Origin of the sequence: Empedobacter brevis NBRC 14943 = ATCC 43319 (assembly GCF_000382425.1) — a bacterium.
In the GTDB taxonomy this organism is placed as follows: Bacteria; Bacteroidota; Bacteroidia; order Flavobacteriales; family Weeksellaceae; genus Empedobacter; species Empedobacter brevis.
Window position 1 is genome coordinate 99,152 of sequence record NZ_KB908293.1, and the last position, 25,109, is coordinate 124,260.

At 31.5% G+C, this 25,109-nt stretch carries 19 protein-coding genes; 12 read left to right on the top strand and 7 right to left on the bottom strand.

Features of this window, described 5'->3' with window-relative positions:
- Positions 1-3 precede the first annotated feature (3 nt).
- Genes H277_RS0105820 through H277_RS0105830 form a run of 4 tightly spaced genes read left to right on the top strand, consistent with a single transcriptional unit; the run spans position 4 to position 8,078 of the window.
- Positions 4-6,828: a polymorphic toxin type 23 domain-containing protein gene (locus H277_RS0105820; RefSeq protein WP_019974650.1), complete on the top strand. Its 6,825-nt coding sequence runs from the start codon at positions 4-6 to the stop codon at positions 6,826-6,828.
- Positions 6,822-7,358, top strand: coding sequence for a hypothetical protein (locus tag H277_RS0105825; protein ID WP_019974651.1), 537 nt, complete (start codon positions 6,822-6,824; stop codon positions 7,356-7,358). The genes H277_RS0105820 and H277_RS0105825 overlap by 7 nt, the downstream gene beginning before the upstream one ends.
- A 1-nt stretch (position 7,359) precedes the next feature.
- Positions 7,360-7,614, top strand: coding sequence for a polymorphic toxin type 23 domain-containing protein (locus H277_RS20615; RefSeq protein WP_081623195.1), 255 nt, complete (start codon positions 7,360-7,362; stop codon positions 7,612-7,614).
- Positions 7,608-8,078 (top strand): hypothetical protein, encoded by a 471-nt coding sequence (locus H277_RS0105830; protein WP_019974652.1) that lies wholly within the window; start codon positions 7,608-7,610, stop codon positions 8,076-8,078. Before H277_RS20615 ends, H277_RS0105830 begins: the two co-directional genes overlap by 7 nt.
- Positions 8,079-8,368: 290 nt before the next feature.
- Here H277_RS0105830 and H277_RS0105835 read toward each other — a convergent pair whose 3' ends face one another.
- The 4 genes from H277_RS0105835 to H277_RS0105850 all read right to left on the bottom strand — a co-directional run bounded on the left by H277_RS0105835 (position 8,369) and on the right by H277_RS0105850 (position 13,336).
- Positions 8,369-9,430 carry a DUF6630 family protein gene (locus tag H277_RS0105835; RefSeq protein ID WP_019974653.1) on the bottom strand — a complete coding sequence of 354 codons (1,062 nt, stop codon included), beginning with the start codon at positions 9,428-9,430 and terminating at the stop codon, positions 8,369-8,371.
- On the bottom strand, positions 9,430-11,013 hold the full coding sequence (locus H277_RS0105840) for a S41 family peptidase (RefSeq protein ID WP_019974654.1): 1,584 nt from the start codon (positions 11,011-11,013) through the stop codon (positions 9,430-9,432). The genes H277_RS0105835 and H277_RS0105840 overlap by 1 nt, the downstream gene beginning before the upstream one ends.
- A 4-nt stretch (positions 11,014-11,017) precedes the next feature.
- A complete protein-coding gene (locus tag H277_RS0105845; protein WP_081623196.1) occupies positions 11,018-12,634 on the bottom strand; it encodes a S41 family peptidase in 1,617 nt (538 codons plus the stop codon).
- Between the two features lie 102 nt (positions 12,635-12,736).
- A complete protein-coding gene (locus H277_RS0105850; RefSeq protein WP_026357435.1) occupies positions 12,737-13,336 on the bottom strand; it encodes an HD domain-containing protein in 600 nt (199 codons plus the stop codon).
- A gap of 170 nt (positions 13,337-13,506) precedes the next feature.
- Between H277_RS0105850 and H277_RS0105855 the strand changes: the two genes are divergently transcribed.
- The 8 genes from H277_RS0105855 (at position 13,507) to H277_RS0105890 (ending at position 21,109) form a co-directional block, all read left to right on the top strand.
- Complete coding sequence (locus H277_RS0105855) at positions 13,507-14,034, top strand: 30S ribosomal protein S16 (RefSeq protein WP_019974657.1); 528 nt, start codon at positions 13,507-13,509, stop codon at positions 14,032-14,034.
- Positions 14,035-14,058: 24 nt separating this feature from the next.
- Positions 14,059-14,583: a ribosome maturation factor RimM gene (gene rimM / locus H277_RS0105860; protein WP_019974658.1), complete on the top strand. Its 525-nt coding sequence runs from the start codon at positions 14,059-14,061 to the stop codon at positions 14,581-14,583.
- Between the two features lie 127 nt (positions 14,584-14,710).
- Positions 14,711-16,393 carry a glutamine--tRNA ligase/YqeY domain fusion protein gene (locus tag H277_RS0105865; protein ID WP_019974659.1) on the top strand — a complete coding sequence of 561 codons (1,683 nt, stop codon included), beginning with the start codon at positions 14,711-14,713 and terminating at the stop codon, positions 16,391-16,393.
- Between the two features lie 79 nt (positions 16,394-16,472).
- The gene (locus tag H277_RS0105870) at positions 16,473-16,937 is read left to right on the top strand and encodes a hypothetical protein (RefSeq protein ID WP_019974660.1); all 465 of its coding nucleotides are present in this window, start codon (positions 16,473-16,475) and stop codon (positions 16,935-16,937) included.
- Positions 16,915-17,616 (top strand): RadC family protein, encoded by a 702-nt coding sequence (gene radC, locus H277_RS0105875; protein WP_019974661.1) that lies wholly within the window; start codon positions 16,915-16,917, stop codon positions 17,614-17,616. Before H277_RS0105870 ends, radC begins: the two co-directional genes overlap by 23 nt.
- Positions 17,617-17,757: 141 nt before the next feature.
- Positions 17,758-18,888 carry a polysaccharide deacetylase family protein gene (locus tag H277_RS18705; protein ID WP_146810360.1) on the top strand — a complete coding sequence of 377 codons (1,131 nt, stop codon included), beginning with the start codon at positions 17,758-17,760 and terminating at the stop codon, positions 18,886-18,888.
- Positions 18,885-19,760: a hypothetical protein gene (locus tag H277_RS0105885; RefSeq protein ID WP_019974663.1), complete on the top strand. Its 876-nt coding sequence runs from the start codon at positions 18,885-18,887 to the stop codon at positions 19,758-19,760. The genes H277_RS18705 and H277_RS0105885 overlap by 4 nt, the downstream gene beginning before the upstream one ends.
- Before the next feature lie 125 nt (positions 19,761-19,885).
- The gene (locus H277_RS0105890) at positions 19,886-21,109 is read left to right on the top strand and encodes a zinc metalloprotease (RefSeq protein ID WP_019974664.1); all 1,224 of its coding nucleotides are present in this window, start codon (positions 19,886-19,888) and stop codon (positions 21,107-21,109) included.
- Here the strand turns inward: H277_RS0105890 and H277_RS0105895 are convergent.
- The 3 genes from H277_RS0105895 to H277_RS0105905 are packed head-to-tail and all read right to left on the bottom strand — an operon-like array spanning position 21,089 to position 25,108.
- Complete coding sequence (locus H277_RS0105895) at positions 21,089-22,342, bottom strand: oligosaccharide flippase family protein (RefSeq protein WP_146810358.1); 1,254 nt, start codon at positions 22,340-22,342, stop codon at positions 21,089-21,091. The genes H277_RS0105890 and H277_RS0105895 overlap by 21 nt on opposite strands.
- A complete protein-coding gene (locus H277_RS0105900) occupies positions 22,335-23,972 on the bottom strand; it encodes an asparagine synthase-related protein (protein ID WP_019974666.1) in 1,638 nt (545 codons plus the stop codon). The genes H277_RS0105895 and H277_RS0105900 overlap by 8 nt, the downstream gene beginning before the upstream one ends.
- Positions 23,969-25,108, bottom strand: coding sequence for a glycosyltransferase family 4 protein (locus H277_RS0105905; RefSeq protein ID WP_019974667.1), 1,140 nt, complete (start codon positions 25,106-25,108; stop codon positions 23,969-23,971). The genes H277_RS0105900 and H277_RS0105905 overlap by 4 nt, the downstream gene beginning before the upstream one ends.
- Position 25,109 lies beyond the last annotated feature (1 nt).

Genomic DNA, 25,109 nt, shown 5'->3' on the forward strand with positions numbered 1-25,109 from the left:
AGTATGAAAAAATTATACTTATTTCTTCTACTATTTCTAACCTCTTATTTTGTTCATCTAAATGCTCAAACTATTTTAGATAAAAATGAGAGTACATCCAGAACTGTACAAGATCCTACTACTATTATTCTTACAAATGGTTTTCAAGCTTCTGCCACAACTTCTGGGACTTTTCATGCAAAAGTAGGAGATGCAACTGTAGGTTCTGGCGGACCAACTTCCTCAGATGCCGGAAGTACGAATCCTTCAGGAACAACTCCTAATAGCTCAAATCTTCATGACACTTCGGGAAGTCTAAACGTAGATGGAGGTGGGCAATTACAATACACTTTAGCCATTGCATTACCTCCTGGTGTTAAGTCGGTTGCACCTCAAGTAAACCTAGTTTACTCAAGTCATTCTACAAATGGAATAGCTGGATATGGGTGGGCTCTTTCCGGAATTACAAATATTTCAAGAGCAGGAAAAAATCTTGAAAAAGACGGAGTCACAAAAGGATTGGATTTAAATTACAATGATTTCTTTCAGTTTAATGGTCAACGTTTAGTATTAGTAAATGGTGAATACGGAAAAGATGGTGCAACTTATAAAACCGAAAAATTTTCTAATATCAAAATCAAATCTGTTGGTTCTATCTCAGGAAAAAATTGGAGTGGACCAAGTTATTTCGAAGTCACATTTGAAGATGGTTCCCAAGCTTGGTATGGAAATACTACAAGCTCTGATAATCCTGCTGTAACTCCTGTAGAATATAATATTGTGAAATGGAAAGATGCACAGGGAAATTATATTACATATACATATACGCAATCAGAGAATGTTTCATTGATTAGTAAAATTAGTTGGGGAGGAAATGAAACACTTAATAAAGCCCATTTCAATTCCATGGTTTTTACTTATAAAAACAGAAGTTTAATTGAAACCTCTTATTTAAATGGAAATAATAAAGGAATTCGATTTATACAATCCAAGTTATTAAGTAATATTACGGTCAATGCAAATGGTTCTTTATTCAAAAAATATACTTTAACTCACTCCACTTCACATGGAAGCAATTATGAGGTTGTAAATTCTATCACAGAGCAGAATTCCGTTAATGAATCTGCTAATCCTGTCACGTTCACTTATGAAGGATCTGCTATTAAACCTTGGACAGAGAGCAAAATTGTAGATCCTGTTCATGACAATAAAGAAAAAAATTTATATGGAGATTTCGATGGTGATGGAGAAATAGATTTAATTGTAAATGAAGGAAAAAGCTTATACATTTATAAAAAAGTTTTTTTCCCTGATTCTCCAAAAACTTTAATCGGAACTCTGTCAAATTTACCTTCAATAAATCTAAATACTGCTACAACATTTACAATTAAAAACAGTAATAATCAGCTTATACCTCGTACTGGATTTATCCTTTTAAACCAAGCTACTGAAAATGGGTACAACAAACGTGATTTAACAGTAAGAGGATACACCTTAAACCCTTCTACCAATCAATTAAATTTAGAGTTCGAAAGGGTTTTAGCAGGCGAAAAATATGATGAAACTTATTCTTCAGGTCCAATGGAACCTTTAGGTCCAGGAGAAATGGGTATACAAGTTGAAAGATCAACTGCACTAAAAAGTTCTGGTGTTATTGATATTGAAGGTGATGGGCTTGATGAATTGCTTATATCTACAACTACTTATACTTGTGAGACTTTGTATGGGACAAGATACAATGAAAATCATCAATTAGAATTTATTGAACCCGAAACAACTTGTAATAATTATACACAAGCTTATTTATTATTTCCATATAATTCTGATATAAATAGTGTTGTTGGTTCAGGTTTTGGAAATTTACTGACAGATTATATTCAAGGTGATTTTGACGGAGATGGAAAAACAGATTACTTTATGTTAAAAAAACAACGAGGTAATTACATTGTTTCTTTTGTTAAACATGAATCCACTGGTCAAACTTATTACACTACAGTTGCGACAACTTTCAATGAAAATGGAAATGACTTGCAAGGTATGATTGAAGGTGCTGTTACAGGCGATTTTAACGGAGACGGGAAAATGGATATCATGATTCCTAAAGCAGATAAATCGTATGATTGGTTCTTATACCTTTCGAATGGAAAAGGTTTTGAAGCTCCCGAAACAAAAACAAATCTAGCTTACTATTCAAAAGATCCTATTCAAACAACGGGAAGTATTCATAATAATATTGGAGAAAGTGGATGTATTCGTACTACAAATGAATATTATAATAGTTTTTATGCAGAAGATTTAGACAATGATGGTCGTGCAGAATTTATTGCTACTAAATTAACTATTCGTAATCATGAATGGAGTGCACATTGGGATGATGAGTATACAACTATAGAAACAAAAGTTTTCACAACTGCTCGTTCTACTAATTCTTCATTAACGTTTACACTATTAAATTCAAATAGTAAACGTTATGACAATATGGTCATTCCATTTGGAATAACCTCTATTTATCGTGATGGGAACAATACAGTTCTAATGGGAAAACCCGATGACTGTAAAAAAACGTCATGCGATACATTTATTTTTCTTACTATTGGAGGAAGCCAAGACATAGCTCCTATGAGACGAATGAATTCTATTTCTCAAGGAGGACTTACAACTTCTGTAACTTACAAAGAATTAGATCCTGTTTTAAACCCTAAATTTTATTCTGGAAGTTTACTAACCTATCCTTTTGTGGGTTCAGAACGTTTACCCGGTTCTTATGCTGTGGCTCAATTACAGCAGGACAATAGAAAACAAGATTTCTTCTATCGTGGAATGAGTATGCATTTGTTAGGAAAAGGGATGTTAGGTTTCCAACAACAAGCACGTTCATCTTGGTATGCTAGTGGATTTGAAAATACAAAAGTGTGGGCTGCATCTCAAATAGACCCTTATAATGAAGGCGTTACTAATAAAGAATGGTCAGTTCGTGTAAGTAATAATGATACGAATCGTATTTTCACAACTAATTTTACAGCATCTAATAAAGATCTAATTTCTTATTCAGAAACTGAATATTTATATGATTATTTGACTCCTTCCGGACTAAAATACGCAAAAAAACCAACAACCACTGTCCCTAATTTAATTACGGCTGTAGTTCCAAATAAAGTGACAACATTTGATGCGTTAAAAAATATTCGTTCGGTTGAGACTGTTGCATATAATAAGTATTATTTACCTGAATCTACTATTGCTAACATTAACAATGGTTTTGGTATTACTACTACTACTTTAACGTATTTAGATAATGAAAATGGTAATGGAAAAGATTATTACATTGGCAGGCCATCATCTAAAAAGATAATTAATCAAGCTTACGGACAAAGTATTACGTCTTATGAGTCATATTACTATGAAAACAACTTGGTTTCAAATAAAACTGTATATGATAGAGATCGTTCTGAAAATATTAATGAATATTATAAATACGATGGTTTTGGAAATATTATTGAAAAAACCATCGATAGTTCCGAAGATGGAATTCTTGGTACGATAAAGACAACTTATGATGCTCAAGGTAAATTTGTTTTAAACAAAACTGATAAGCTTGGATTAATTACTTCTATGACCTATAACAAATGGGGACAATTATTAACTGAAATAGATCCATTCGGAAATATAACAACCAACACCTACGATGCCTGGGGAAAAATCTTAACATCAAATGATAATCTTTCCGGTACAAACACTTATACCTATGAAAAAGATTCAAACGGAAATATTAAAACAACTGAGTATTCTCCTACAGGAAATTATGGAATTAAGTATGTTAATAGATTAGGGCAAGAATACAAAACGTCAACAAAAGGATTTAATCAAGGACGTATCATTTCAAAAGAAATTCAATATGATGCTATTGGTCGTAAAATAAAAGAAAGTGAACCTTATTTTGAAGGAGACGTACAAAAATGGAATACGTTAACTTATAATGACGCTGTTTTTCCTCCTGAAATTTCAGCAACTTCATTTACTAATAAAAAAATGACGACTAAAGTTGTGGGAATGGTTACAACTGTAAAAGAAGATAACGGTTATGGTCGAACAACTTCACAAGAAACAGATGCTTTAGGAAATGTTATTCGTAGTACAGATGCTGGCGGATCTATTACATTTGCTTATAATCCTGCTGGTCAACAACTCTCTGCTGGGTATGGTGCAAATGTTGTAACAACAAAGTATGATCATTGGGGAAGAAAATCTGAGTTTCACGATCCTTCTAATGGTACATATAGATATACTTATGATGTCCTAGGAAATCCTATTTATTTTGACAGCCCTAAAGGAAGAAAAAGTTATTCCTACAATATAAAAGGACAATTAATCAAACAAATTGAAACAGCGAATGACGGGAGTACTGCAAAAGATATTACCTTAACATATAATGCGAAAGGGCAATTAACAAAAAGAACCGGAACTGCTAAAAATATAAAAGGAGTTCTTGATACTTATTCTTCTACTGCTACTTATGATGCACAAGGGCGTTTAGTCGAATCAAGTGAAATAAGTAACGGACGTTATTTCATGCAAAAAGGAATTACCTACGATGATAAAGGACGTATCACTTCTTATGAAAAAAGTTTATATTCTGGTGGTCAATACACAAAAGCATTAATTGAAAATGTCTATGATGCCTGGAGTGGAGCATTGTATCAATTGAAAGATAAAAATTCTGGTGCTATTCTATGGCAATTAGAGGAGACTTTAGCAGGTGGACAAGTTACAAAATCGAAATTAGGGAAAGCAGCCGTTGTAAATAATTATGATTATAATACTATGCTAAGTAGTATTAAACATACTTCTTCCGTTACACCTACTATTGTTGATATCAACTACTCTTTTGATGCCATTAAAAATGAATTAACTTCTCGTATTACTTCCGGTGATATCTCTATTATTGAAGGATTTAACTATGACAATAATAATCGCTTAACTGAGTGGACAAATCCTGTCACAGGGGATATGCATAAAAATGTCTATGATACACAAGGAAGAATTACGGAAAATAATCAGGTTGGAAAAATTAATTTCGGAACAAACGGTTCCATTTACCGTCCTTCTTCTATTGATTTAAACGCATTTGGTAAAGCACATTATGCCAATGATAATATTCAACGAATAAAATACAATGAAAATAATGACCCTACATTTATTGATGGTATAGCAGGAGATGCTGCGTTCTCATATGGTTTATCGAATATGAGACAAGTCGTAAGTTATGGTGGTAATTTTGAAGTAAACTCCCAAGGTCAATTTACGAAATATTATAGCGAGGATGCAAGTTTTGAAGTGACGGTTGATCATACAACAGGAAAAGAAAAACACATCTTGTACATTGGCGGATCACCATATGATGCAAATATTTTGTATTTAAAAGACTTTAATCAATCACAAGCTACCTATCATTATTTACACAAAGATTATTTAGGAAGTATTTTAGCAATTACTGATAGTAATGGTAAGAAAGTAGAACAGCGCCATTATGATGCTTGGGGGAATTTAACACACCTTAAAATTGGTACTGCTACTGTTATTACAGATCAGATTTTAATCAAACAAACACAATTATTACTTGATCGTGGATACACATCGCACGAACATTTCCAAGAATTAGGAATTATCCATATGAATGGTCGTTTATACGATCCTATCTTAAGAAGATTCTTAAATGCAGATGAAAATATTCAAGATCCTTATAATACTCAGAACTACAACAAGTATGGGTATGTGCTGAACAATCCTCTAATGTTTAATGATCCAAGTGGGGAGATTGCTTTTGTAGCTGGCTTTTTCTTAACGTATGTTGCGCCAGTTATTTGGGGTGCTATTATTGGTGCTGGTGCTGGATTAGCTATATACACTGTAGGAACTTTAATTAATGGACAAAAATGGAATATAAAAGGAGCATTGAAAGCTACTATGCAAGGAGCTATATCTGGTGCTATGGCAGGAGTTTATAGCCCTTCAATATTTTCTGCTTCTTATGGAACTTTAAAATATATTGCTAATCAAGTTGCTTCAACTATATTACCATCATTTGATTTTAATATTGGTAGTTTTAGCTTTAATATATCTCCAAGTATAGCTATAGGTAAAGGATGGGGAGTTGGTGCAAACTTTAGCGCTACTTTTCATGCTGGGGATTTTAGTTTATCCGCTGGTTTTGGTATAGTGAATTATGGTGCACATCCAGGAACAGAAACAAGTGGTTGGGAATATAGAAAATCAGCAATGCTCTCTTATGACAATGGAAAGTTTGGTATGAGTCTTGGTACAAATATATGGAGTGGGTTAAATATAAATGAACAACAAACAGGTATTGTAAAATTAAAATATGGTAATTTTGGATTATCATATGAAAATGATGGTAAACCATTTAGTGGAACTTTAGGTGATGGAGGTGATAGTTATCGTACTGCAGCTGCATCTATATCATATAATGATATTTCTTTAGGAATGAATCTATTTACAGGATTAAGAAATTCTTCAAGCTATAATATTGAAAATGGAGGTTTCCATGATGGAGTTAGAGGAGATTTAGGTCCTGAAACACAAAAAAATGGTATTACTTATAAATATGGATTAGTAAGAGAATTCGGCAATAAATATAGAATGGGAGCTCTATATATTGGATATAAAAATTATAGATTTGGTATAGATTCTGATAGACATATAAGACATACTATTCAAAATAGATGGATACATAACTCTAAATTTGCTGCACAAAGAGCTTTTGAAGTTATTGATTTTTCTACTAAACCTTATTTACAATACCAAACAATAAATAAATTTACATCATGGTAAAAATATTTTTTTCTATTTTTTTTATATTATTTTCATGTATTCCTGTTATTAAGGAAAAAGAAAATTTAATACCAAAGAGTGAAATAGGTATATTTAATTCAAATATAAGAACAGATGGGTATTATTATTATGAAAGAACAATTGAATTAAATGATAATGAAATAGCGAATGGTATTTTATATTATGTTTTTAACAAGGAAGGATTTTTTATATTTAAATCAACAATATTTAATTATGATACGATTATTCCCTTTGAAAGATTACATGAACAAATACAAAATGACCTGAAGCTAGATGGTATAAATAGTAAGACTTTGCTTAATAATGGAGTCTATATAGCTATGGATAATGATGTAATGTTGAGGTCATTTTCTAGCTATCATACTAATTTTACTTATGGATATAAAATAATTAAGGGTAATGCCAAATTAGATTCTCTTGGTAGACTTACAATTGATAATATTGTATATAACTTTAAGCAAGCACAAATTTCAAACTTTGATAGTGTTTTGAAAAGAAAAAAATGGTAAAATTGGAAAATCAGTAAATAAAAATGGATTAGTATATGAAAATGAAGACGTACCTAGATACCGCTTAGGAGCTTTGTATTTTGGTTATAAAGGTTATAGATTAGGCATTGATTCTGATAGACATGTAAGGCATACCATTCAGAATAGATGGATACATAACTCTTCTTTTGCAGGTCAAAGAGGATTTGAAGTTCTTGACTTTTCAACGAAACCATACTTACAATATCAAACAACAAATAAATTCACATCATGGTAAGAATACTGAATAATATAACACTATTTATTATCTGTGTTGCATTTATAACATGTAAATCACTTGATAGAAATAATAACTACCACAACGAAAGTATTGAGCTAAATATTTATTCAAAAATAGATACCAATACTATTTACAAAAAAGTTTCTGTTGACTATTATAATGCTACAGGACAATTAAATTGTGAATTTATAAAATTTAAACCTGATTATAAAGTAGCAGTTTATCCATGTAATAGATTACAAATTAGTAAAAAGAAAATAAATAAGAACAATGGCGTATTTTATCTTATTAATCCAGATAGAATAGGAGTTAATTATACAGTCAATACTTGGCATGGAAAACAGAAACATAACGACACTTTCCTAATCCTAAAAGATAGCTTAATAAAACTTCAAAATTTTACTGAACAAAAAGCGATTATTAAAGAGGTTTATATTAAAATATTAGATCTGGAAAAATAAGGGGTAATGTTTTCAGACGCACCACTACATTACAACATGCTTATTACAAACAACTTAACAACAAAATAATCAAGCCCGATAATGGAGTAATATCCATTATTGGGTATTTTTATGCTATTAATACAGCAGGATGAAATTTCTTTAACGTCTACATTCGATGCTCATTTTGATAAAATCGAATGTTTCACCATCGATCACAAAACACCTTTCGATACTCTTCAGAATTTTATTTTCTGTAGTTTCAAACACCGGTAATCAAAAACGAAAAGCGCTACTTTTCGTTTTGTTGGTTAACTGTTTTCATGAACTGCTTCTATATGTAGATGTGCAAAATAAGCTTTCGTTTCCGCCTCATCCAAGTCTTTTAAATCTAAAACAAAGAAAAAATAACTATCTGCCCACGAATTATAATGCATCAAAACTTTCCCCTTTTGTGCTAAATAATTCTGAATATAAGGAAAAAGATCTGCCGAATACGTCTCTTCAGGTACATCAATAGTGACCGTTTCACCCAGACAACTTGCTAAGAAATCTTCCATATCTTCTATATCAAATTTCCAATCCGAATGCCATGAATCTTCCACAACCAAATCAGCATTGTCTCCTTCGTCAGGCTTTCCTTTAACAATTAATTTTTCATAGAGTTTCTTAGCTCTTTTATTTACTTTGGTTTCTTCCAAATCCGGATTTATCAGCTTTAATAAATCCGCATACAACTGTACATCTGCTTCGTATACAACCTTTTTGTCCGGAGCAGGAAATAACATTTCAAGACCATCAATCTCCATTATTTTACAAAAGCCCAAAAGCACATCATCCATGACCTCTAAAGCGGATGCATGCGCATCATTGAGAGGCAAATGCAGAGAACACCATTCAGATTTCCGCCAAAAATCAATAAAATCAGCATCAAACTTATCTGAATATAACACTTCATAAATATTTACTTCATCTGAATTATTCATTCCTATAAAAATCAAAAAATCATGGGGAATATCTCTCCATCGGTTATTGGACTCTTTTGTTCGAAAACTAAGATGTAAGAAATCGATAGTCGAGTCGTTAAAGTAACCTTCGGGAACTTCACTAAAATTAATTTTAGGCGTTATAATATGATACAATTCTTCGAAAGAATGAATTCCATTCGGTTTTAATTGATTTTCTAAATCGAACGCATATGGAATCAAATAATAATTTAATTCACATTCTTCTACCGTTCCTTTAACTTTGGTTTTATAGGTCGATTTTTCAGAGCTGTTGAATTTATCTGTAATTGCTACAGCTATTTTCAGATAATCAGCCCCATTCATATCAGAAGAATTCAACTTCTTTTTAAAAAAATTAGAAAACATTATTCCCTTGATTTTGGAAGTCGTTTATGAAGTTCTTTATTTCCATTTTTTATTTCGTTTAAGATCCAGTTTAACTCCACATCAAATCGTTTAATTTTATTTTCTAATGTTGGTTTTATCTCTTTATCCGGATAAACGCCGTGCCCAAGTTCTTCTCGTTTTTCAACAGGAGAAAGATATACTGTGCCAACTGACATTTTCAATTTAGAGTGTGGCAAAGTAAATTTTGGCATCAAACCCGCAACTGTTCCATTAAAATCGCCACCGGTTTCTTCTCCAACAAAAAAAGCACGGTTTTTCGCTTGAAGATTAGCCGAAATTAAAGACGAAGCAGAATAAGACCCACCATTAATCATGACATATAAATTATGGGGATAAACCAAATCTTTATCTACTTTAACAAATGAAAATGGCAGGTGCAATTCGTATTCTTTCTCTGTATTTTTTGTGGTCGAAAAATACGTATAACCGGACCCGACCCAAAGGATTGGATAAGAATAAACAGGGAAAAGATTATACAATGATTTTCCGAACGACGTTTTGTTCGCTACAATTTTTTTACCCAAAAACGGTTGAAAGTCATCGACTAAATAAGCGTACAAATAATGTGCATCTTTTATAAATCCTCCGCCATTATTTCGAAGATCTAAAATCAGGTTTTGTACATGATGATTCTTGATATCTGTAAATACTTCTTTATATAGCTCACGTATCTTTCCTTTTCTAAAATCTGTTACTTTCAGTACCGCAATCGTGCTGTCATTCGTGGGAAAAGACAAGTCTTTGGAATAAGATTTAGAATCTTTGTTGTATCCGTATCGCTTTTGCTTTATCCTGACTTTTCGGTCAACCTCTTTTTCTTGTTTTGTTATTTTTGAAGCAACAGCAATCGTTTGTTCTTTCGGTTTAGAAAAGCTTCGGAAAGTTTTTTTGCTTATAATTGTATTCCCCATTAAAAAGGTAAGCTCAACCGAATCTTTAACACCTTGTTCCAGCGTAATAAAATTCAAAAATGTACGATTGAATACATTATCCGAGAAAGTCGTATTTTTTCCATCACCATAAATACTTTCTTTGTATTTATCATATACATATTTTGTGGGAATATCGTCGATGTAAAGCAAAACTGAACCGGAATTGATCGGATTCGTTTTATTGTTATCATTCACCAAAAAAACAGAGTCATTTTTCCAAAAAAAACTATAATCATGAAACGCTGATTTTGATTCTTTATATTTTTTAATTTCCTTTTTTTCTAATCGTTTAAAAATTGGATAAAGATCTGTATGACCATGCGCTAAACTTTCAAAAACCGGAAAAAATTTTACATAAAAATCATTTGGTTTTAAAGGTTGTTCAATTGATTTCTTTACACTGTCAAATTTAAAATCAATTTTATCTTGAGCTAGATACATATCCAGTTTCGGATGATATCTTTTCAATTTTTTGTATGCAAAATCAATGTCTTTCTTTAGCTTATCCACAGGTATTTCTTTGTCGATATGTGCATTATACTTCTCTACAGAAACACAGCTGCATATTGACAAAAGAAAAAAATAAACCAGAATTGACTTTAATTTCATTTTACTATTTGCTTTTTATATCATTCAAAATCCAATCAAGTTGTGGGTCTTTTTTGTTGATAATATCATCAAAGGACATTTCGACTGGAACAGTTGGAATAATACCTCTTCCTTTTAATTCCCGAGAAGTATTAGGTCTGAAATCCATCATCCCATAGTATATTTTTAATTTCGAATTTTTCAATTTGAAATCATTAAAACTTCCGGCAACAGTCCCATTATAATCTCCTCCCGTTTCCTCTCCTACAAATATCGCTTTTCCTTCGTTTTGTAAAGCTGCCGTCAGAATAGATGTTGCAGAATAAGACATTCCGTTTGTTAAGACATATAAATTTCCTGTAAATTTTTCAGGTTGATTCAGTAAATCTTTCTTTCCTCTTACTTTATAGTAATACCCGTCTTTCTCCTTCTTCGTTTTGAAAACAGATTGTGAATATTTGTAAACAGCTAATGGTAAACCTAATGTATTTCCGATTATTCCAAAACTTTGAAAATAATTCTTCATTAAACCAAATTTAGAATTCACTTTCATTTTATCGCCCATAACCGCTTGTGGTTGATTTCGCGTTGTTAGAAATGAATACAAATAATTTGCGTCTCTTACATAACCTCCCCCATTGTTGCGAACATCTAAAATTAAATTTTTGACATTCAATTTTTTTATTGAATCAAAAATAAAAGGATATGCTTTTTTACTATTTTCTAATGAAAATGTTTTGATGCTTAATATAACTGTTGTCGAATCATTTTTATCCGGAAAACGAAGTTCTCTCTGGTATTCATTTCTCGATTTAGAGTAAGCAAAATATTTTTTTACTTTCTTCTTATGATCTAATCGTTCTTTTCGTTTTAACTTTTCTTCTTTAGAGATTTTTGTGAACACCTTCTCTTCATTTGTTTTTTTTTGAATGCTGTCCGAAGTATTTTTCTTCAAAGATTTTTCTTCTTTTTTTTGATACTCTCTTTTTACAATTTGGGTAATGATTGAATCATTTTTTTGAAAGGTAAGTACAACCGAATCTTGTATCCCAATTTCATTCGAGACAAATCTTGGATAGGAACTCCCGTACATATATTTACTAAATGTCGTTGTATATCCGTCTCCTTTTCGATAGTTATGATATAAGTTATAGAAATCCTGGAATTTAATTCCATTAATTGCCAAAATATCCGTTTGCAGCAGTAATGTTGAATCTTTCGAATTATTTTTATCTAAATACACGTGATTATCCAAAGATTTAAACTCGAGTAAACTCAATGGACCTTTGGAATTTTTATATTTTTTTTTCTCCAGTTTTGTTGCTCGTTTTCCAAAAGACGTCACGACAGTATGTCCATGACCAAAACCTGAAACAACTTTTGACAATTCTCTCGAAAAATCATTGGGTTTCATTGGTTGTTGAATTGTATTCCTAAAACTATCCAGTCGACTTGCAATGACTTCTTTTGAATAATACATATCGATGTCAACTTGTTTTGTCAATAACTTCTTCTTTGCCCGGTCAACATCTCTTTGCAATTCATCTGCATCTATTTTTTTGTCTATATGCGCATTGTATTTTTCGACAGACACACAAGAGCTAAAAAAAGAAAGCAACAAAAGCGTAATAAGTTTATTCATAATCAAGGTTTAGTTCTATAGACGGTAGAATCGTGAATAAGTTACAATTTTATTGTATTCATATGATAATTATTCTCAGAAATCATTACAATTTTCATCCTGTTATTTCACTTCTTGATAAAACTCTTCGATGAATTTTTCCATGTACCGGTGACGAGAAAGTGCAATTTCTTTCGCTGTTTTCGTATTCATCAAATCTTTTAATTTAAACAACTTATCATAAAAATGCTGCACACTCGACGCATCTTTCGAATTGTCATATGGATTATACAAGATATTCCCTACACTTCCTCCGTACGCAAAACAACGAGCAATTCCCACTGCTCCTATTGCATCCAGACGATCGGCATCCTGTACAATTTCAGCCTCAATAGTCGTTGGTTTATTTCCTTTGCTAAAAGACACTTGTGACACAATTTCTAAAACGTTCTCTATCGATTCGTCTTCCACATGAATTGATTCCAAAAATTTTCTTATCAACTCTTCAGATTTATCTACACCGTTATGTAATTTATAATCGCCTATATCATGCGTCCATGCAGCTAATTCCACTAAAAAAGGATCTGCATTCTCCGTTTCTAGAATCTTTTTTGCATTGGTGACAACACGTTCTATATGAAAATAATCGTGTCCTGTTCCTTCATCCAAGAAGGTTTTCTTAATATAAGCCTGTGTCTGAGTAAGTATTTCTTGTCTGTTCATTTTCATTTTATTTCTGAGTTTAAAAATACACCAGAAAGTCTTTTGAAAAAACTTGGTTTTTCAGAATTAATTTAATAATCATTTTAAAAATAATTATTTACCAAAAATATTGTATATTTGCACCTCAAATTTGTAAAACGGGACGAGTTCCCCAAATAATTAGTTATACTATGGCTACAAGAATTAGATTACAAAGACATGGTCGTAAAGGAAAACCATTCTTTCACATCGTAGTTGCTGACTCAAGAGCAAAACGTGATGGTCGTTTCATCGAAAAATTAGGTACTTACAACCCAATTACTAACCCTGCAACTGTAGAATTAAATGTTGATTCTGCTGTACAATGGTTACAAACTGGTGCTGAGCCATCTAACACAGCGAAAGCTTTATTATCTTACAAAGGTGCTTACATGAAAAAACACTTATTAGGTGGTGTTGCAAAAGGAGCATTTTCTCAAGAAGAAGCTGAAAAACGTTTTGAAGCTTGGTTAGAAGCGAAAGGTGCAAAAGTTCAAGCTAAAAAAGACGGTTTAACTTCAGGTGCTGCTGCTGCTAAAGCTGCTGCATTAGAAGCTGAAAAAGCTGTTAATGAAGCTCGTGTAAAAGCTGCTCAGGAAGCTGAAGCTGCTGCACAAGTTGAAGAAACTCCTGCTGAAGAAGCAGAAGGTACAACTGAAGAAGTTGCTACAGAAGAATAATTTTTAAGTTCAGAGACGTTCCAAATGACAAAAAATGATTGCTACTATTTAGGTAAAGTTACAAAGAGACATGGTTTCAAAGGTAATTTAATCATTCACTTGGATACAGATGAACCAGAATTATACGATACTTTGGAAGCAGTGTTCATCGAGCAAGATGGTACACTGGTTCCATTTTTTTTCGAAACTTCTCAGCCTTATCAAGGCACAAAATTATTAGTAAAGTTTGAAGATGTTGAAGACGAAGATGTCGACAAATTAATCAATCGCGAACTTTATTTACCTCTAAAATCGTTACCAGAACTTTCCGGAACAGATTTTTATTACCACGAAATTGTTGGTTTCACTATTTATGACCAATCCAATACAGAAGTCGGAACAATAAAATCTGTCAACGATTCTGCTGCTCAAGCATATTTCGAAGTTGACGCGAACGGAAAAGAAATCTTAATTCCGATGATTGACGAATGGATTCTTGAAGTTAATCGCGAAGAAAAAGCAATGCTAATTCAAATTCCTGACGGATTATTAGATATTTATTTAGGGTAATTTATCCATTATAAATCACTTATTTACTTCTATTTTTTGATTGAATTTTTCTAATTGTAAAATCCGAAATTTTCGACATTATATTTATTGTCAATTTCGTACCTTTGCAAACTCAATCGTAATAAAAATGGAAGAAGAAAAAAAATCATTGAATTTTATTGAGCAAATCATTGAAGATGATTTAGCCAACGGAATGCCGAAAGAAAATTTACGCTTTCGTTTCCCACCGGAACCAAATGGTTATTTACACATCGGGCATGCAAAAGCAATCTGTTTAAACTTTGGTTTAGGGCAGAAATACAATGCTCCTGTCAACTTACGTTTTGATGACACGAACCCTGACAAAGAAGAACAAGAATTCGTAGATTCTATCCGCGAAGATGTGAAATGGTTAGGTTTCGAGTGGTCTGAAGAACGCTATGCTTCTGATTATTTCCAGCAGCTTTACGATTGGGCTGTTCAATTAATCAAAGAAGGAAAAGCGTACATCGATGATCAATCTTCGGAAGTGATTAATGAACAACGTAAAACACCTTTTGAACCCGGAATCGAATCTCCTTTCAGAAACCGTTCTGTTGAAGAAAATTTAGAAATCTTCGAACGAATGAAAGCAGGAGAATTTGAAGAAGGAACACATGTTTTACGTGCAAAAATTGACATGACTTCTCCTAATATGAACATGCGCGACCCTGTTATGTATCGTATTTTGAAACGTCCACATCACCGCACCGGAGACACATGGAAAATATATCCGATGTACGATTGGACACACGGAGAATCTGATTATATTGAAGGAATTTCTCACTCATTGTGTTCATTAGAGTTCAAAAACCACCGCGATTTATATGAATGGTACGCGAATAACGTAGAACTGCCAAATCAGCCTCAAAAACCTAAACAACGTGAATTTGCCCGTGGTAATGTTTCGTACATGATTACAAGTAAACGTAAATTAATGAAGCTGGTTCAAGAAGGTGTTGTAACAGGTTGGGATGATCCGCGTATGCCGACCATTTCAGGTTTACGTCGTCGTGGTTATACACCAGAATCTATCAAGAATTTTTGGAATACTGCCGGTGTTGCAAAACGTGATAATGTATTGGATATTTCGTTATTAGAATTTTCTGTTCGTGATCATTTGAATAAAATTGCTCCTCGTGTTTTTGCTGTGATTGATCCAGTAAAAGTTGTCATCGAAAATTATCCGGAAGGACAAGTGGAAGAGTTAGAAATTGAGAATAATCCGGAAGATGAAACAGCTGGAACTCGTATCGTTCCTTTTACAAGAGAAATCTACATTGAGCGTGAAGATTTTATGGAAGAAGCACCTAAAAAGTTTTTCCGTTTATCTTTAGGAAATGAGGTTCGCTTGAAAGGTGCCTATTTCATCAAAGCAGAAAGAGTTGAAAAAGATGCTGAAGGAAATATCACAACAATTTATGCAACATACGATCCTGAAACGAAATCCGGAAGTGGAACAGAAGCTTCTAAACGAAAAGTAAAAGGAACGTTACATTGGGTTTCTGCAACAGAAAATATTCCGATCGAAGTGCGCGAATACGATCGTTTATTTACAGTTGAATCTCCTGATGCGGAGAAAGATGTAGACTTTTTACAATTCGTGAATCCAAATTCTTTAACTATAAAAGAAGGATTTGCAGAACCTGCATTGAAAGATGCTAAAGTTGAAGATAAATTCCAATTTCAACGCATTGGATATTTTGCTTTAGACCGAGATTCTTCTGCTGAAAAATTAATTTTTAACAGGACGGTTACCTTAAAAGACACTTGGGCAAAAGTGAATAAATAAAAAATCTATTTCTTTAAATACCAGGCTCGAACAAATTTGTTCGGGCTTTTTTTATTATATTTAATTAAAATTCCGAAATATGAAAAGCAACATCACTTGCCTAATATTTACAGCTCTTATTGTTTTATCAAGTTGCACCTCTACAAAAGCCACAACAGATGATCAGGCTAAACCTATGGAAAAAACTCATCAAGAAGCATCCATTATCGGAAGATGGTTATTGGTAAAACTTTCGGGCGGAATTATGGGACGTGAACAAGATCCTCCAATGGGACAAACGATAGTCGTTGAATTTACACCAACCGAAATGATCACCATGATCAATGGAAAAGAGACATCTCGGGTCATTTATACATTAGGCAAAGGAAAAAGTATTCATAGTACAAATCAAATTCCAATGATTTTTACAAGCGGAAATGATTCTATGGGAAAAAGTTATCATTTGGAAAATGATAAACTTGGTATTAGTGAAGAAGTTCACGACGGTTTTTATTACAGCTATATAAAAATTGGCAAAGACGATGACGGAATACCCAGAAAATAAAAACTCGATTAAGAATTGGAACGAGGATGATCGTCCACGTGAAAAACTAGCATTGAAAGGCCGTTCTTCTTTATCTGATGCCGAATTGCTTGCCATTATTATGGGAAGTGGAAATCGAGAAGAGTCTGCTGTAGAATTAGCGAAACGAATTTTGAAAAACGCTAATCATAATTGGAACGAATTGGCGAAATGTTCAATTGAAGATTTATGTAAATTTAAAGGTGTTGGAGAAGCAAAAGCCATTTCAATGATTACAGCTCTTGAAATTGGAAGAAGACGAAATTCACAAGAAGTTCTTGAACGAGACAAAATATCATCGAGTAAAGATGCAGCCATCATCTTTCAACAGCAGATTGGCGATTTGCCCAATGAAGAATTCTGGGTTATGTTTCTTAATCAAGGCAATCGAATCATCAAAACAGAACAAATTTCTCGTGGAGGAATTACCCAAACTGCAGTTGATGTTCGGGTTATATTTAAACGTGCTTTAGAATTAATGGCCACTGCACTCATTCTTTCACACAATCATCCTTCCGGAAATCTTACTCCAAGCCAATCCGACCAAACGATTACACAAAAAATAAAACAAGGCGCTGCATTATTGGATATACAAGTTCTGGATCATATGATTGTTTCTCAAAAAGATTTTTATTCATTTGCAGATGAAGGGTTAATTTAATTTACATTTTACTTATCTTTAAACATTATATGTTTTTTTGTTTTGAATCCTAAAATCATCCTATTTACAGAAAAAATAACAAATCGAATTCAATACATTTTTGATTTTATCCTACATGACTTTTCCGGAATTGATTATAAAATGACAACGGATTTTGAGGAATACATTCAATCTGAATTGCCAAAAATCAATTTTTCAAATCAATTTATAGAGAATGGGTTTAACTTACATGTAGATGAAATTTTATTAGAAAATGATATTCACGAAACTATTGACTATCATTCATTACATGAAATAGGAAAATGCTTCTATTGGTTATCCCGTTATGAAGAATATAAAGCCAGACCTCATCAATTTGATGAGCATAATCGATTTTTAGGCTCGGAATTAGATTACTCTAAACCAATTGTTGATGAGATTTGTTTGGATTTTCAACAACACTTAAAAAAGAAATTTCCCTCCATTTCTTTTAAACAAAGACTGTTTAAGCAGATAAATACCCATGATGTTGACTATGCATGGAAATACCTCCATCATTCCTCAGAAATAAAATACGGTTCATTCATAAAGAAATTGATAAAGGGAGAATTCGTAGAGGCCAGAAAACAAATTAAGGTTTTATGCCATCAAGAAAATGATCCTTATGACACATTTGATTACCTGAAAGTATTGGCTGAAAAACACCAGGTTGACACGATATTCTTTTGGTTATTGGGTGATTATTCCACTTTCGATAAAAATCACAGTTGGAAAAATAAAACCCAGCAAAATCTAATTAATAAATTATCAGGCTGGGCTAAAATAGGTATTCATCCTTCGTATCAATCGAACTTTGAAGATAATCGATTAACAAATGAAATCTACCGTTTAAAAGAAATTGTAACAACTGAAGTTAAATCTTCGCGACAGCATTTCATTAAACTTAACTTTCCTCCTACTTATCAACAATTGTTGAAAAATGATATTTTAGAAGATTATACGATGGGATTTCCGCATAAAACAGGCTTTAGAGCAGGAACATCTACTCCTTACAAATGGTTCGATTTAACAACTAATCAACAAACATTGTTAACAATATATCCTTTTACAGTGATGGATGTTACGTTAAGGAATTATTTAAAACTTTCACCTTACCAGTCCATAGAAGAAATAAAAAGAATCAAACAAGCAATTAAAGCGGTGAATGGGACGTTTATAACTTTGTTCCATCAATCAAACTTAAATGGAGATTGGGTGGAATGGCGAAAAGTTTATGAAAGTATATTTGAATGATAAAACGAATTTCACGAAAAAAATTAGATGTAGATAAGTACACCGAATGTTTAAGTAAATCGGTAAATTACCGTATTTATGCGGAAGTATGGTATTTGGATACTTTGGTTGAAAACAATTGGGATTGTTATGTCTTAAATGATTATGAAGCCATCATGCCCTTACCTTTTGTGAAAAAATTTGGCATTAAATTTATCACTCAACCTATTTATTGTCAGCAATTAGGTGTTTTCCATCAAAAAAATTTAAGCAAAGAAATTTTTAAGAAATTTGAAAAAAAATTGCATCGAAATTTAGTAAGAGCTTATTCTTTTAATGAAGAAAATACTGAAATGTTTGAGCCAAAGGGAAAGCTAAAAGTAAATTATATTTTGGATTTGAATCAATCCTATGAAAAAATTTTTAATAACTATTCTTCTAATCGAAGAAAAGAATTAAGAAGAACTTCAAGAATGGAACTTATAATAAATGAAATTAATAATTTAAAAAATTTTCAAACCTTAAAAAACGCATATGCATATATAAATATTCACAAATTAGAGGACAAATACAGCTTAATTTTTGAATATTTAATTAATAGAGAGCAATTAAAAATATATGATATATATACTAAAGAAAAAGTTTTATTAGGCTCTCAAGCTATATTATTTTCTAAAAACAGAATTATTTGTTTCTCTTTCGCAAGAAATAAAAAAGAGGAAAAACACAATACTTCTGCTTATATTCTTGACCATATTATTAAGAAAAATAATAATACTTCTCTTATTTTTGATTTCGAAGGATCAATGATCCCTTCAATTGGAAAATTCATGGAAGGATACTCCCCAAAAAAGAAGTTTTATTCTCTTTATTCCAATATTAATTTTAAATGAAAAAACAAATGAAGATATTGAATGGATGAAAGAGTCTGCACAACAATTAATTGACATAAAATCTAAAACAATGACAGCAGAAGAAATAAAGAAGTTGTAACTTACACTTACCAAATCATTTATTCATGAGAGCGTTAATTAGTTTTGTAATATTTCTTTCTTTTTATTCTTGTTCGGTTCAAAAAAATGGATTGACTTATCCTAATCAAACAACTTTTATATCAAGTGTTGTTAGCTCTACAAATCGTGCTACAATTGATGATTTTGTTATAACTGATGATTTACATCTCATCACTTTACAAATTAACGTTATTATCTTAAAACGTGATGATGGAACCGGAAATTATAATTTAGAAAATCCTGAAGAAAAAAAAGCTTTAGAAAACTTCATGAATGCAAATAATTATACTTGGAGTACTTTTACACAACCTATTGATTTAACAGGATGTTATACTGGGAAAGATTTTTATTCTGATTCTAAAATTCGTTTTAAATTTAATTATATTGAAATTAAAGACAGCTATGCATGGAACTATAGAAATAGTGGTGCTGATCTAGAAAAGAAAAAATATAGTGGCATGACACCTCATGAAAACTGGTATTTAGCATATTTAGATCAAAAAATTGCAGAGAATCCATCCATTCCCAAAGGGATTAATATCTATTTAACAATGGATGCTGACAATTATGATAGATTATACAATTCTAAAGGAGAAAATTTTGATTTGAATGAAGTGGCAGCAGGACAACTGCCTACTTCTACTAATCTATTTAGATCTTCTAGTACCCATTTGCCTAATAAATATTTAAAATACTTAGCTCATCGTTATTTTCACCCTAAAAAGTTTAATACTACTGTTGAAGAAACGATGAAATGGGATATTAATGACGGTAGAATATTTGCGCACGAATTAGGCCACGTTCTGGGACTTAATCATAGCAATCAATATCATACAACCAATGCTTGTAAATATACGATCATGTCTCAGAAATGGAATGATCCTAAAAATTATCTTCAGCCAACAGAAATTTTAAAAGTTCATAAAAATTTGAGAGAAACTAATTTAATTCAATTTGCAACAGAAGATTCTTTTTTAGGCAACACTTTTCTCATTAACCAAAATACAAAATGGGAAAAAACCCAACGTTTCTATTCAAATTTAAAAATTGAAAATAACATCATCTTAACAATCACAGAACCTACAATTATATCTCCACAAGCTAAAATCATATTTGGTAACAATTCGAAAATTATATTCGAAAAAAATGGAAAGTTTATTTACCCGAACGGAAAAGATTTTACGAACTATGTAGATAAAATGTCAAGTTCAATTGTTAAGATGGATTAAATAACGACGAAAAATAATAGACGAAACAATCCCCATTGTAACAAAAGTTATTGCTAAAGAAATTGCAGCTCCCAATGTATTCAGTTTAGGAATTAATAGTATACTTAAACCAGTCATTAGTATTATTGATGCAATAGATACAATCGAATTTTTACCCGCTAATCCTACCGCAGACAATAAATTTCCATATAAATTTCTAAAGCACATATTACAACAAACTGCAAATAGTATTATAAAGAATATCCATCCATTACCTTGGTATTCTTCCCCAAAAACAAATGGCAAGGCAACATCTTTCAACAAAAACCCTAACACAATTATCACAATTGAGATGGGAATAAATAGTTTATAATAATTTGAAATATAAAATTTTAAATACGATTTATTTTTTGAATTTGAAATAATTTTCGGCAAGTCTGTTTGTATGAAAATCATAGGGATAAACATCAAATTCATAGGTAAAATAATTGCTACTTTGTAATTTGCAACAGCAGTTTCATTCAACAATAATCCGATCATAAAAATATCGATCATAAACAATAGTTCCGAAAAAAAATAAGTAATTGAAGAATTCATGGAATAGTTCCAGAATTCTCTTAAATTAAAATTTTGAAAGGTGCTATTCATAGAACGAAGAATCTCCTTTTTGTAGTAAAACAAACAAAACCAAGGTGTAATTGCTAATCCGAACAAGTATCCATATTTTCCATAGAAAAACGTAAGCAAAATTGATACGACTAATCCTAAACTATTTATGACAATTGATATAAAAGAAAATTTTTCATTCATACCATGAATTCGATAATAAGATTGTATAAAACTATAGAAGTAACTTCCCAGCATTCGTCCTGCGAAAAAACAAATTACCATCCAGATTGTTTGGTATTTGAATTCATAGAAAAGCGCAACAAAACAAAATAAAAATGTTAATAACAGTTGTTTTTGTAATCCTAATCTGAAAATATAACTTGATAAATTATTTTTTTCTTGTGTAGACTCAAGCAAGGATCCATAACGCATAAGTCCTTGTATCGTTCCGAATCCATTTAGCGTAATAAACACTCCGAAAATAGAAGCGATAAGGGTGATAGATCCGTAATCTTCATCAGAAATCATACGAACCACAAAAATCATATTTATTAAGGCAATTATCTTTTCGATCATAATGGACGAAAAAACCATATGACCTTTGTTCTTATAGAAATCTTTTAGAAATACGATTAAATCATTCACTAAAATAATGTTTAACAATTGATAAAACAGTCAATACAGTTGTTTTCTCTACAAAACTTCCTTCATTATATTGCAGATACAAATCTTGTTTTAAAGTAGTTGATTTTACAGCATGAATATAACGTTCAAAATATTCATCCATTTTTTCTCTATGTTTAGGCTCCTGTTTATAATAATATTCGTAAGCCGTCATTTTTCCAATATATTGTTTTTGAAAAACCTTATTCAAAAATCCATTGTACATTCTTTTCACTATCTTATCTCCAAGTATTGTATTTCGTTTAGAAGTTGGTTTCAATAAAGTTCTTTCCCAAATATAATTGGTTGCCTCTTTATGGTACTTGTTGATCCATTCGATGTATAATTCTTGATTATATTTCCATTCTTCCGGTAAACTATGAGCAAATTTCAAGAAGTGAGAATACATAAATGGTGAAGTTTGATACGAAAACTCCTCAGCTAAATAAGATCCCAAAACTGTTCTATTGTACCCTACATTTCTTGTCAAGAAAATTTCTTCGCGATCATAGTTAGAAGCAATTTCATTAAAATCACTTTCCAATCGATGAAACAACCTATCATGGACAATTATTTTTGCTTTAGAAGGAGGTGTTTTATATCTATTTTTATTAAACATCCCTAATACACCATCTCCTAACTGTCCACTATGTACTAATCCAAATTTCTCCTTATCAATAAATTTGTATGCAAAATTTGTATGTAAAGCACTGGAATATGCTCCAAGTCCCTCCGAAATTTGAAAAATCTCATCTATTTCAGTAATATATTCACCTCCATTAAGCGCTACAAAATGAAAGGGAATTCCATACTCATTGGCGATTTGCTTAGCGATTGTTTCATCCCAATATTTTTTTTGAGAAAAACAAAACGTTTCATCAATCTGATAGCCATTTTTTAATGCCACCAACAATGTCATTCTTGAATCTAATCCTCCGCTTAACAGCGCAAAAGTTTCTTTCTTCAATTCTTTGTCTTTCTCAAATTCAAGGCAAACGGCTTCATTAAACAATCTATCAATTTCTTCTAATGCCTCCTGTTTATCTCCGTTAAATCTATCTTTGAAAGTATAATAAGAATCAATTTTCGTCTGCAAATTTGTAACATTTATTTGTAGCAATTCTGCATCTCTTAATTTCTTTACTTCTTTTATTGGCGTATAATCTTCTAATGTATTCCCACAAACCAATAACTGATACATTGCAGATTCATCCAATGAATAAAATTTAGTTGCTTTTTTTAATGCTTTGACTAATGAAATTAAACTGGTTTCTATTATAATTTCATTTCCATAATTATAGTAGAAAAGTTTACGTGTTGCTGTAAAATTTGTAAAAGTATATACCTTATTTTCTAACTTATTGTATACAAAACCTACAAACTCTCCTTCTAATTGTTGAATAAATTCGAGTTGATGGAGAATATACAGCTGATGGAGGTAATTCTCGTTTAAATTATTAGTTTTTATTAATTGGTTTTTATTAAGAAGAACGCCCTCAATAGCAATAACAATATTATTCTGTTCAATAAAATAATTATCAAACCGTTTCTTTTGAAAACGAATTTCATATTCTACAATTCCATCCTTAATATATAATTGAAATCCTTTCATTTCAAAACACTATTATATACATTATCAAACTGTTGTGCAATTTTTTGAGTCGAAAAATGATCTTCTGCAAACTGATGAAGTTCAGCTCTTGATTTTAATTTAATCTTATTTTCAATAAAATTCTTCATCGCTTCATACAATTGATTTTCATTTTGTTTTTCTATCAAAACTCCAAACCCTTCAGGAAAAAATTCAGAAATCCCTCCCACATTAGAAGCTATAACGGGTATACCTGAAGAAAATGCTTCTATTTGTACACAAGGCTGATTTTCATAATTACTAAATAAGACAAAACAAGTCGCGTTTTTCATTTTCTGATTCACCTCATCATACTCTAATCGCCCAAAAGATTGTATAACATTTGACAAATTATTTTCCTTTATAAACTCATCTATCATAGACAAATCTCCATTTCCTCCAATTTGAAATTGAAAATCAAACCCCTCCTCTACTAATCTTTTTGCAACATTTAACATTCCTGTAATATTCTTGTGTTCATCTCCTAAATGTGAAAGGTGAAGAAAAATTTTCTGATTCTTTTCATTTTCCTCATTTATCGAAAAGTTATCAAGGTTTACAACATTTGGAATAATTTTCGATGGCTTTACAGAAAAAACACGGCTAATTTTATCATCTAAATCCTTAGAAACAGCACATAAATAATCAACCTTAGATAGGATATTTTTAATTAATATCTTTTGATAAAGAGAAAGTTCTGTCAACCTTTCTGGAGAAAAAATTGTCCAATGTTCTGTATATACTATTGGTGTACGAAATCTATACTTAAGATAGACTGCTATTAAACCTGCAGGATAAACAACATTTAGATGAATCAAATCAACTTTTTTGACGAAAGAAGTTCCTTTCAGAAAAGCGCGAAATTGATTAATCAAGTTAAATGGTCTAAAAAAAGAAGGTTTAAAATAAACAATTATCTCTCGTACATTTTGATTCATTGAATCTACAACCTCAAAGTCTGATTTCAATTTTTCATCTTTTATCGCATGTACAAGCGTCACATCATTTAACGTTGAGATTGCACGTAAATGACGCTGAATAAAATCTCCATTATCTAAAAAAACTCGACTTGGATACCAAGAAGCTAAAGCTAAAATATGTTTTCTAGAATTTTTCACC